Source organism: Sporosarcina sp. P18a, from assembly GCF_002743135.1.
In the GTDB taxonomy this organism is placed as follows: Bacteria; Bacillota; Bacilli; order Bacillales_A; family Planococcaceae; genus Sporosarcina.
The window spans coordinates 60068-72183 of sequence record NZ_PDYQ01000007.1; the positions used below are offsets into that span (position 1 = coordinate 60068).

The window sequence follows — 12116 nt, forward strand, 5'->3', positions numbered from 1 at the left end:
GTTGTGCATAACTATAAAGGATACAAATATGCTATTGTTTCTAATAGTGCAGTACAGTATAACTATAATAAGCAGAAGTAAAAGGAAATGGGTGAAAAAGTGGAACAACGTAAAGAACAATGGTCTTCGAAGCTTGGATTTATTATGTCCTCGGCAGGTGCAGCAATTGGCCTTGGAGCAATCTGGAAATTCCCATATGTTACAGGAATGAGTGGTGGCGGTGCGTTTTTCCTATTATTTGTAATATTTACAGTTTTGATCGGATTACCGATGTTGATTTCCGAATTCATTATTGGACGTGGTTCAGGTAGAGAAGCAATTAATGCCTACAAGAAGTTGGCGCCAGCCAGTGCATGGCCGTGGATTGGTAAGCTCGGTGTTGCTGGATGTTTTCTTTTACTATCTTTCTATAGTGTAGTCGGCGGTTGGGTATTCGTATACAGCGGGTTATCTATTGGTGGCAAGATCATTAGTGAAGGTGCTTCCTATTCGGATCAATTTGGTTCAGTTGTCGGTTCACCAATAACGACATTGATCGGTCTGTTTCTATTTACGATCATTAACATATTAGTTGTATCTTCCGGTGTACAAAACGGGATTGAAAAAGCGAATAAATATATGATGCCTTTATTATTTGTGTTTTTTATCATTTTAGTTATTCGTTCATTGACGTTGCCTGGTGCAATGGAAGGTGTATCGTTCTTTCTGAAGCCTGATTTCTCTAGCATTACAAGAGAATCCGTGTTATATGCACTTGGCCAGTCTTTCTTTTCATTAGCCGTCGGATTTTCTTGTATGGTAACGTATAGTTCATATTTGAAAAAAGATGTTAGTTTGACTTCATCTGCTAGTTCCGTAGTGGGGATGAATTTATTTGTTTCATTACTAGCAGGTTTAGCTATTTTCCCAGCAGTCTTCGCGTTCGGTCAAGAACCGGCTGCAGGACCAGAATTACTATTCATGGTGTTACCGGCAGTCTTTTCACAACTTCCACTCGGGCAAGTATTCTTGGCGTTATTTTTAATTTTGTTTTTGTTTGCAACATTGACGTCCTCGTTTAGTTTGTATGAGATTATTGTGGCAGCCATGACTGCAAGTGGCAAGCGGACACGTAGGTCAGTGACTTGGTTGATTGGTGCGGTTGTTTTCATTGCCGCGATTCCTTCTGCATTGTCTTCGAGTACGTTGTCAGAGTTCTTACTATTCGATAAGAGCATTTTTGATGCGACCGATTATCTGGTTAGTAATATTTTACTACCAGCAGGATGTTTGCTGATTGCGTTGTTTATCGTCCACAAGATGGACCAAGTGTTGGTGCGCGATGAATTTACATTGTATAATACGCAATCCAAAGGCTTCTATCCGCTATGGCACTTTTTAATGAAGTGGGTAGTGCCATTGACTATTATTGTGGTGTTCTTGAATACACTCGGGATTGTGAAATAAGGTAGGTACGGTAAAGAACTATTGATCCAACTAGTTCGCTAATGCAATGAATGTTCCTCGTGCTCATTATAATGAAACTAACTCTCATACTTTGGGAAGTTTCCTCTTCCGAAATGAAAACCGGTCACAATAAAAATAGCATTTTGTTCTTTAAGACTCTCTTCTACGAGAGTCTTTTTTAATATGAAAAATAGAGATTCCTACAGGTTGATTTGACTTATTCATATCAAAATTATATAATACCTATTAAACATGTTGGAATAATATATTCTGACAGGAGTGGGGAAGAAATGCAAAAAATGATCGCGATTCGTTCTGGGGAAAATAATTTATCTGGTGCATTGCATCTGCCTGAATATAGAAAAGAAGCCATACCACTACTTATATTTGTTCATGGATTTGTGGGCAGTAAAGTAGGGGAGCACCGTTTGTTTGTAAAAGCTGCACGGTACTTTACGGAGCGTGGATATGGGGTATTCCGCTTCGATTTTAGCGGTTGTGGTGAAAGTGATGGGGATTATGCAGATGTAACTATAACCAATCAATTGAAGGAATTACAGGATGTCATAAATTATTTAAGTTCAATCCGAGGGATAGATAAACAACGCATTACGATAGTGGGACACAGTATGGGTGGAGCTGTTGCATCACTTACGGCAGCGAGCGATACACGAATTAAGCAATTAATTCTTTGGTCTCCGGTAGGCACGCCATACGAAGATATTACAGGGATTCTTGGACCGAAAGCAGTTCATGAGATTGTTAGACAAGGCAGTCATGATTACCATGGGTTTATGATCAGCCAAACGTTCTTGAAAGATTTGAAAAAACATCACCCAATTGAATCAGTTCGTTCATTTACGGGGCCAACGCATATTATTCATGCAAGGGCCGACGAGCAAATTCCGAAAGAACATGCGGCGCGATACGCTAATTCACTCAATAAACGCGTAAATGCCGAGCAAGTAGTTGAACAGTATATCGACAAAGCAGATCACACCTTTTCTGGTTATTCTTTTGAAGATGAACTATTTGATAAAAGTTTGGCGTGGCTAAAAGGTAATTCGGCAGAAAGGTTTGTAGTGCAAAAATAAAGTGATTGAGATCTCCCGCAGAGTATAAATATGGCGGGAGATTTTTTTGAAATAAAATTAGGGTGACCTGATCTGTTCCCGCCGATGGTTTAGCAACTTGAATGAAACGCTCATTCAAAATGTCCCACTTTACAACAAATTCCAAATTTATACAAATTCAGAGCGGCGGTTCTTGAACGATAAATAATAAGCTATGTCGGCAATGTCCACCGCCTATATTTTGAATGCAGTGCGAATCTACTCAGGTACCTAAGGAAATCAGTCCCTATGGTATCAGGAGGTTGGGACTGAAACCCTTCGTAATTTTGCAGCGCTGCATTCAAGTTATTGACGTACTTCTGATGATGTTTACTATGGTGGATTTCATTTTTCACCTCCAGGAAAACGGTAAAAAACTATTCACGATTTTTTAGTTAGCAAGTTTACCTTGTTTTCATCAAGGGAATAGTTTGATAAAGCGAGGGATGTCAATATGTTTAAACCTATAAATATCTTTTTCATTATTATTTTATGTAGCATGACCGTTACTACAACTCATTCAACTGGAAAAGCCGCTGAGACAACTGGCACAATTAGTGTCGTGTCATTTGACGGCTTGGGATATGGGGATGCACAACGTTACATAGCTAAAGGAATCATGCCCAATTTAGAAGAATTTCAGCAACAGGCAGCCTACGCCACAGATTTTGTTACCATTACACCATCATTGACGGCACCATCACATGCAGCAATGTCTACTGGTGCTGAACCTTCAAAGACAGGTATTGTCAGTAATCAGTTCCATTCATCAGGAGAAAAAGTGAAAGATGACCAAAGTGGGTTTTCACAGACGTTAGGTGTTACGCCTATATGGAAAGAGGCAAGAAATCAAGGGAAGGTCACAGCAACCGTCTCCTTTCCCGACTCGAATCCGGATAACGCATCTGCTGCTACGTACGCTGTTTATTCGGGTGGAACCTTAGCAGAATCGAAACTTCATGACTTGGAGTTTTCAGAGATTAAGGATGGACGCGTTGAACAAATAAATGCAAGAACTTCCAAGGTAGAAGAAGCAGTTATTTCATTGGATATAAAAAACTCGCCTACTCAAAAGTTATACATTTTGCGAACAGATGAAAAAGAATCGAACTATTATATTTCCATGGATAGAAAGAAGTTGGGCGAAGAAGTATCACCCAATGATTGGATGGCTGTCGCGCTGAACTTACATAATCTCGATAGCGCAGGATTTTATGTGAAACTAAAAGGAGATCCTGAGAACAAAGAAGAACTTCAGCTATTTCAAGGTACTGTAATGGGCGGACTATACAAAGGACCTGGTCAATTTGCAGATAAGATTCAATCTGAATTCGGATTTTACCCAGCAGCTGATGAAATTGATGCGTTCAAAAATGGGGATATAACGAGGAAGGAATATGAACAAGTTGGCGAACGATTTGCGAATTGGGTGACGGATGTCAGCTTTTATATTAAGGAGCATTATCAGCCCGATCTGCTATTTTACTATTACTCCCTAGTAGATAATGAATTACATGAATTCCTATTAAGAGAACCCGCACAACCTGGATATCAATTAGCGAATGTGTTGGAAAAAGAGGCATATGTCAGCTGGGCGTTTGGCCAAGCAGATCGAGCAATCGGTCGAATTAAAAACAATCTTAATGATGACGATCACTTATTGATTGTTTCCGATCATGGGTTGGAACCAATTCATACCAGACTTTCGCCGAATAAGGAATTGGAAAAGGCAGGACTACTTGTAAAAGATAAAAAGGGAAATATAGATGCATCTAAAACCAAAGCTTATGCAGAAGCGAGTGGAACGATCGCTCATGTCTATGTAAATTTGAAAGGCAGAGAGAAAAAAGGAATTGTGAAAAAAGAAGAATATGAACAGGTGAGGAATGAAATTGTATCGACCTTTACTAATAGGACCGTTTTTACTAGCCTAACCCAAGATCCGGAAAAGGTAGCACAACCTATTTTACGTTGGCTTACTAGTAAAGGTAAAAACGTTGAAAAGGTTTATATGTATCCGACTTTGTCTGTATTATCTAGCGAAGAGCAGTCACAGGTGTATCCATATGAGACTATTTGGACAGACGACTCAGAAGGGTATTCTGAGTTAAATAATAATAATAGTGGAGACGTGTTTTTATCTGCAGCTCCTGGATTTTTAATGGGGAAAGACGCAAAAGTTGCTGTCGAACCAACGCAGGAATTAGGGAGTCATGGCGGAAATCCTGAGCGTTCGCAATTACGGCCAATATTATATGCGTCAGGACCTATGATTCCACCGGGGGAAATGAACAAAAGAATTACGATGACAGATATTGCTCCAAGCGTATATGAGTTATTGGACTTGCAAATTCCCGTTTTTGTAGATGGAGAAGCCATTTGGTCAAGGGAATAGTTATATAGGTGAAATGAAAAGGATAAAATTCTGAACCATTTTGTTTTTCAGGAAGTGCGTAGGTAGAACATTACCTATCGCACTTCTTTTGTTATTAACAGAAGTCTCTTAACATATTACTTTATTAAAAAAGCATCTTGCGTTTAATCAGAATAAAAGTATAATAGTGATTAATTGGTTATTTCAGAAAATGGAAAAAGGTGAGCAAATGAAAGAAAGAAAGAAATTACTTGAAGTGAATGATTTGCAAACGACCTTTTTCACGGATTCAGGAGAGATTCCAGCGGTAGATCATGTAGACTTTTATGTAAGAGAAGGGGAAGTCTTAGGGATCGTTGGAGAGTCAGGTTGCGGAAAGAGTGTCACCTCTTTATCTATCATGCAGTTAATACCAAGTCCACCAGGGAAAATCACCGGAGGGGAAATCCTATTTGAAGGTCAGGATCTCCTGAAAAAAACAGAGAAGGAAATGAGAGAGATTCGTGGGAACGACGTCGCGATGATTTTTCAAGAGCCTATGACTTCTTTGAATCCGCTATTCACTATTGGCAATCAGATGTCTGAAGCCATTTCACTTCATCAGAAAAAGTGGTCGAAAAAGCAAATTAAGGAACGGGCAATCGAAATGTTGAAATTAGTCGGACTACCCCGCTCTGAAGAAATTATGAAAGAATATCCTCATCAGTTATCTGGTGGTATGCGACAACGTGTCATGATTGCAATGGCGCTTGTATGCGATCCGAAAGTCCTCATTGCGGATGAGCCTACAACAGCACTTGATGTAACTATTCAAGCACAAATTCTCAAATTGATGCGAGAGTTAAACGAGCGCATGAATACAGCAATTTTACTCATTACACATGACCTAGGAGTAGTGGCTGAAACCTGTGAACGCGTCGTAGTCATGTATGCAGGACAAGTCATTGAAGAAGCAGCGACAGAAGTGATTTTTAAGAATCCTTGTCACCCATATACACGAGGATTGATTCAATCCGTGCCGGATATGCGCAATAAAAAAGATCGTCTCTATTCGATTCAAGGTAACGTACCAAAACCAGGATCTATTGAAAAGGGATGTAGATTTGCAGCGAGATGTGAAAGCGCTTTCTCGAGATGCTGGACAGAAACACCAGAATTGTACCGAAACTCCGACAATCATCAAACAAGATGCTTCTTATATGACGAACGAGAAGGAGTGATAAGTGCAAATGAACAAACCATTGCTAAGAGTTGAAGGGTTGAAAAAATACTTCCCGATTCGCAAAGGATTGATTGGTAAAACAGTAGGTCATGTCAAAGCAATCGATGATGTTTCATTTCATGTAAATGAAGGAGAGACGCTCGGGATCGTTGGAGAAAGTGGTTGCGGGAAGTCTACGACAGGGCGGACGATAATGCAATTGCTGGAACCTACAGAGGGAGTCGTCGAATTCCAAGGGAAAGATTTGACGAAGCTCTCGGCTAATGAAATTCGAGCGGTTCGTCGAGATATTCAAATGGTCTTCCAAGATCCTTATGCCTCTTTGAATCCTCGTCATACAATCGGAAAGATTTTAGAAGAACCATTGATTGTCCATGGTGGGGGCAATGCAAAGGAACGTCGTGAAAAAGTCGTAGAGTTCCTAAAAATTGTCGGTTTGAGTGAATACCACGCAAAACGCTACCCTCACCAATTCAGTGGGGGGCAGCGTCAGCGAATTGGTATAGCACGTGCTTTGATGACGAATCCCAAATTGATTATTGCAGATGAACCAGTGTCTGCGCTTGACGTATCCATTCAGGCGCAAGTATTAAACTTAATGCAAGATTTACAAAAGGAATTCAGTTTAACGTATATCTTCATCGCACATGATCTTGGTGTTGTACGCCACATCAGTGATCGTGTGGCAGTCATGTACTTGGGAAAAATTGTGGAGATTACTGAAAGTGAAGAGTTATATGCAAATCCACTCCATCCGTATACACAGGCTTTACTGTCTGCGGTACCTGTACCAGATCCAAATTATAAAAAGGAACAAATCATTATTGAAGGGGATATGCCAAGCCCCGCGAATCCGCCAAGCGGTTGTGCATTCCACACTCGCTGCCCTTTCAAAATGGATGTGTGTACGAAAGTAATTCCTGTATTAGCAGAGGAGAAAATTGGTCATTCTGTTGCTTGCCATCTTTATACGTCGGAAAGCAACGATGATATAGAAAGAAAAAAACAATTGGAGGGATCTGTATGAGAAAAGGGAAACTGTGGTCGTTCGCATTGATCATGCTTCTTGTCTTATCGACTGCTTTGGCAGCTTGTTCAGGCGGTGATGATCAAGAAGGCAGTGGCGACAAGGACAAAGATGCTGCAGATAAAGGCGGCAGTGAGAACAAAACGTTAGTATTTGGACGAGGTGGAGATTCAACATCTCTTGACCCATCCCGCGTAACAGAAGGGGAAACATTTAAAGTAACGGTCAATTTATTCGAAACCTTATTAAACTTTGGGGAGCAGGATACTACGATTCAACCAGGACTTGCTAAAGAGTATGATACAAGTGAAGATGGATTGACGTATACATTTCAATTGGAAGAAGGCGTGAAATTCCATGATGGCACTGATTTTAATGCAGAAGCAGTCGTAAAGAACTTTGAGCGTTGGGCTAATGGAGATTCAGATACATTCCCATACTATAACTCTATGTTCGGTGGATTTAAAGACGATGAAGAGCACGTAATTGAATCTGTTAAAGCAGATGGAGATTCCACAGTGATTATTACATTGAAGCGCCCACAAGCGCCATTCTTGAAAAACCTTGCGATGAGTATGTTCGCTATTTCAAGTCCCACGGCTTTCGAGAAGGGCGACGATGAGTATGAGCGTAACCCAGTCGGAACAGGTCCATTCAAGTTTGTAGAATGGAAGCCAAATGAAACCATTACAATTGAAAAGAACGAAGACTATTGGCAAGAAGGATTGCCGAAATTGGATCGCATCATTTTCCAAGCAATTCCTGACAACTCTGCCCGTCTGAATGCTTTACTTTCCGGTGAAATTGATTTAGCAGATGGAATCAATCCAGCTGATGGAGTAAAGATAGAAGATAACGATGCATTGCAGTTATTCGAGCGTCCTTCCATGAACGTAGGATATCTTGGATTAACAGTAAATCGTGAACCATTTGATAAAAAAGAAGTTCGTCAGGCAATGAACTATGCTATTGATAAACAATCAATCATCGATTCATTCTTTGAAGGACGTGCAGAAGTAGCGAAAAATGCTATGCCTTCCTCTATCTCCGGTTATAACGATGATGTAGAAGCATATGCATATGACCCGGAAAAAGCAAAAGAGCTATTGAAAGAAGCAGGTCTTGAAGATGGATTTGAAATGGAGCTATGGGCTATGCCAGTTCCACGTCCATACATGCCAGACGGCACAAAAGTAGCTGAAGCTATTCAAAGCAACTTGGCTGACGTAGGTATTAAAGCAAAAATCGTTTCGTATGAGTGGGCGACTTACCTGGATAAGGCGAGCAAAGGGGAAGCAGATGCTTTCATGCTTGGTTGGACTGGGGATAATGGAGACGCAGACAACTTCCTGTACGTATTGTTGGATGAAGACAATATCGGAAGTAATAACTACACGTACTTTAAAAACGACGAAACACATAAGCTATTCCTAGAAGCGCAAACAGAAGTAGACGAAGACAAGCGTATTGAGTTGTATAAGCAAGCTCAAGAAATTCTTCACGAAGAAGCTCCTTGGGTACCACTTGCACACTCTATTCCATTATTAGGCGGAGCGAAGGAACTAACAGGGTTTGTTCCGCATCCTACTGGTTCTGATCTGTTGTCGAATGTAGAATTTAAGTAAAAATAGGTAAATTACATGATGAAAGAAGAGGGAGATGCCAGCATTCTCCCTTTCTTTGATTAATAAATAATAAAAGCCGGAGGGGTGAAAGAGTTGTTCAACTATACGATTAAGAGGCTTTTACAGCTGATTCCTGTCCTGCTTGGTATGACATTTTTAGTTTTTATGTTGATTCGCGCAATTCCTGGTAATCCAGCGCAAGTTATTTTAGGACAACAAGCAACAAAAGAAGCGGTGGAAGCTTTGACGATCAAGCTAGGTCTTGATCAACCATGGTATACACAATACTTCAGTTATCTTGGCGGCATTTTACAAGGTGATCTAGGGGAATCCATGCGTACTCGACTTCCTGTGGCGGACGAAATTTGGCCTTATCTAGCAGCTACATTAGAGTTGGCCTTATTTGCGATGATTATCGCGGTCTTTGTAGGGATTAATGCGGGTATTATTTCTGCTTGGTTCCAAAACTCGTGGTTTGATTATTCAGCAATGGTATTAGCACTAGTCGGTGTTTCCATGCCTATTTTCTGGTTAGGATTAATGGGGCAATGGGCATTTGCAATTGAATTGCAATGGTTGCCGACAACTGGGCGTGAAAATGTCCGTGATCCCGTATCTGCCATAACCAATTTATACATAATTGATACGCTCATCCAGGGCAGGTTTGATCAATTATGGGTAGTCATTAAACATTTGATCTTACCTGGGCTAGCGCTTGCGACCATTCCGATGGCGATTATCGCCCGGATGACGCGTTCGAGCATGCTAGAAGTGATGCGTTCTGACTATATTCGTACAGCACGAGCAAAGGGTCAGAAAATGTTTTGGATAGTATATAAGCACGCATTAAAAAATGCAATCATTCCTGTTTTGACAGTTATCGGTCTGCAAATTGGTCTACTCCTAGGTGGAGCTATTCTGACAGAAACAATCTTCGCGTGGCCTGGAATTGGACGCTATATCTATGATGCAATCAACTTTAGAGATTATCCCGTTATTCAATCAGGCATTCTTATCGTAGCATTTATCTTTGTCATGATTAATCTAATCGTCGATTTACTATATGGACTGATCGATCCAAGGATTAAGTATGATTGAGGAAGGAGGAACAGTTCATGTCAGAGTTTACACCTAAGGTAGACGGAGTGGTGGAAGCAGAATTAGAAAAAACAATAGGACCTTGGCGGGAAGCTTGGGTAGGTTTTCGCAAAAGTAAAGTAGCAGTCGTAGGCGCAGCCATTGTGGTATTCTTTATCCTCCTTGCACTCTTCGGTCCTCTTGTCACAAAAGAGGGCATCAACGAACAATTCATGACAGATCGACTGCAACCTCCTTCTTCGGAGTATTGGTTTGGAACGGATGACTTTGGCCGTGATATATTCTCACGCATTATCCACGGTGCTCGTATTTCGTTATCTGTCGGATTCTTCTCGGTCGTCGGTTCGATTGTAGTGGGGAGTTTTCTTGGGATCATTGCGGGTTATTACGGCCGCTGGATCGATACTATTATCTCTAGGATATTTGATATTATGCTTGCTTTCCCTTCTATCTTACTGGCTATTGCGATTGTATCCGTATTGGGACCAAGCTTACGTAATGCGTTGATTGCGATTGCAATCATTAACGTACCGAACTTCGGACGATTGATACGATCCAAAGTATTGAGTATTAAAGAAGATGAATATATTATAGCGGCAAAGGCAATTGGTATGAAAGACTTTAGAATTCTGTTTTCGCATATTTTACCTAACTCAATGGCACCTGTTATCGTACAAGGTACATTGGCGATTGCTACAGCTATTCTCGAAGCAGCAGCACTCGGATTCCTAGGATTGGGGGCAGAAGCTCCATACCCTGAGTGGGGAAAGATGTTAGCTGACTCCAAAGATTATTTACAAAATGCTCCCTGGACAATGATTTTCCCGGGACTCGCCATTATGCTGACCGTATTAGGCTTTAACTTGATGGGTGATGGGTTACGTGATGCGTTGGATCCGAAAATGAAGAGTTAAGCTGTTTTTTTATGATGAATATAATCTAAAACGATAATGGATAGAGGACAGTCTAATGTACAGACTGTCCTCTATCCTTTTTTAATTCTAATAGGCAATAATTTTTTATGCGCTATTTGCCATATCTATACTCGGTTGAAAAGTCATTTTTTAACCAGTTTATTTGCCCTCAGAATAGGGAATGCTTATAACAAATTGATTATGAAAAGAGGTGGAGACACTGAATAAAGTATTTACTGTCATGGCATTTACAGGTGTACCTTTAGTATTTATTGCATCATTCTTGAATTGGTCGGATTTATGGATGTTTGCATTGTGTTGTTACAGTATTATTGCTCTAGCTGGATTCATTGGAAGAGCAACAGAAAGTTTAGCGATTGTCAGTGGACCACGAATTGGTGGTTTATTAAATGCAACATTTGGTAATGCAGTTGAACTTATTATTTCCATATTTACATTGAAAGCTGGATTGATTGCAATCGTACTAGCATCGTTGACAGGTTCAGTATTAGGAAACTTATTATTAGTTCTCGGTCTTTCGTTTTTCGCAGGCGGTGTAAAGTATAAAAGACAAAACTTTAATATTTTTGATGCCCGATTTAATTCCGCATTATTAATTTTTGCGATTGTCGTAGCATTTGTCATTCCGGAAGTTTTCTCAATGACGATGGATACTAGAACTGGACTGAACTTAAGTGTCGGTATTTCCATCATTCTCATCCTGATTTACTTGGCGGGTCTAGTATTTAAGTTATTTACTCATCGAGGCGTGTTCGGTTCAGAAAATCATGAGACAGAAGAAGTGCCGGAGTGGACAAAGAAGAAATCTATAGTGGTCCTGTTAGTTGCGACAGTAGCAGTTGCATTTGTTTCTGAAAAGCTTGTGCACACATTTGGTACGCTAGGTGAAAAGTTTGGCTGGTCAGAATTATTTATCGGTGTAATTATCGTTGCTATTGTTGGTAACGCGGCAGAGCATTCTTCTGCAATTACATTGGCAATGAAAAATAAAATGGATGTATCTGTAGAGATTGCAATCGGTTCTACATTGCAAGTAGCGATGTTTGTCACACCGGTTCTAGTATTAATATCATTACTGATGCCTACCGCAATGCCGCTGGTATTCACGTGGCCCGAGTTGGTCGCGATGATTACTGCCACATTACTAGTCGTCAATATATGTCATGACGGAGAGTCAAACTGGTTTGAGGGTCTCGTGCTATTTTCAGCCTATCTAATTATGGGCATTGGATTCTTCTTACTATAAGTGGTAAGTATTAGGTTTAAGAGCAGGATAG

At 40.4% G+C, this 12116-nt stretch carries 10 protein-coding genes; 9 read left to right on the top strand and 1 reads right to left on the bottom strand.

What is annotated here, in order from left to right:
• Positions 1-87: 87 nt before the first annotated feature.
• Positions 88-1446, top strand: coding sequence for a sodium-dependent transporter (locus tag CSV75_RS14375; RefSeq protein ID WP_099676386.1), 1359 nt, complete (start codon positions 88-90; stop codon positions 1444-1446).
• Positions 1447-1736: 290 nt separating this feature from the next.
• On the top strand, positions 1737-2540 hold the full coding sequence (locus CSV75_RS14380) for an alpha/beta hydrolase family protein (protein WP_099676387.1): 804 nt from the start codon (positions 1737-1739) through the stop codon (positions 2538-2540).
• A gap of 191 nt (positions 2541-2731) precedes the next feature.
• Here the strand turns inward: CSV75_RS14380 and CSV75_RS16770 are convergent, their stop codons facing one another.
• The gene (locus CSV75_RS16770; protein WP_158231677.1) at positions 2732-2914 is read right to left on the bottom strand and encodes a hypothetical protein; all 183 of its coding nucleotides are present in this window, start codon (positions 2912-2914) and stop codon (positions 2732-2734) included.
• 98 nt (positions 2915-3012) lie between these two features.
• Here CSV75_RS16770 and CSV75_RS14390 point away from each other — a divergent pair, with 98 nt between their 5' ends.
• The 7 genes from CSV75_RS14390 (at position 3013) to cax (ending at position 12085) form a co-directional block, all read left to right on the top strand.
• Positions 3013-4953 carry an alkaline phosphatase family protein gene (locus CSV75_RS14390; RefSeq protein ID WP_099676389.1) on the top strand — a complete coding sequence of 647 codons (1941 nt, stop codon included), beginning with the start codon at positions 3013-3015 and terminating at the stop codon, positions 4951-4953.
• 208 nt (positions 4954-5161) lie between these two features.
• Entirely contained in the window at positions 5162-6187 is a 1026-nt protein-coding gene (locus tag CSV75_RS14395; protein ID WP_099676441.1) for an ABC transporter ATP-binding protein, read from the top strand.
• Complete coding sequence (locus tag CSV75_RS14400) at positions 6162-7181, top strand: ABC transporter ATP-binding protein (protein WP_099676390.1); 1020 nt, start codon at positions 6162-6164, stop codon at positions 7179-7181. The genes CSV75_RS14395 and CSV75_RS14400 overlap by 26 nt, the downstream gene beginning before the upstream one ends.
• Positions 7178-8806 (top strand): ABC transporter substrate-binding protein, encoded by a 1629-nt coding sequence (locus CSV75_RS14405; RefSeq protein WP_099676391.1) that lies wholly within the window; start codon positions 7178-7180, stop codon positions 8804-8806. Before CSV75_RS14400 ends, CSV75_RS14405 begins: the two co-directional genes overlap by 4 nt.
• A gap of 93 nt (positions 8807-8899) precedes the next feature.
• Positions 8900-9904: an ABC transporter permease gene (locus tag CSV75_RS14410; protein ID WP_099676392.1), complete on the top strand. Its 1005-nt coding sequence runs from the start codon at positions 8900-8902 to the stop codon at positions 9902-9904.
• A 17-nt stretch (positions 9905-9921) separates the two neighbouring features.
• On the top strand, positions 9922-10818 hold the full coding sequence (gene nikC / locus CSV75_RS14415; protein WP_099676393.1) for a nickel transporter permease: 897 nt from the start codon (positions 9922-9924) through the stop codon (positions 10816-10818).
• A 220-nt stretch (positions 10819-11038) separates the two neighbouring features.
• Entirely contained in the window at positions 11039-12085 is a 1047-nt protein-coding gene (gene cax / locus CSV75_RS14420) for a calcium/proton exchanger (RefSeq protein WP_304442355.1), read from the top strand.
• Positions 12086-12116: the final 31 nt, after the last annotated feature.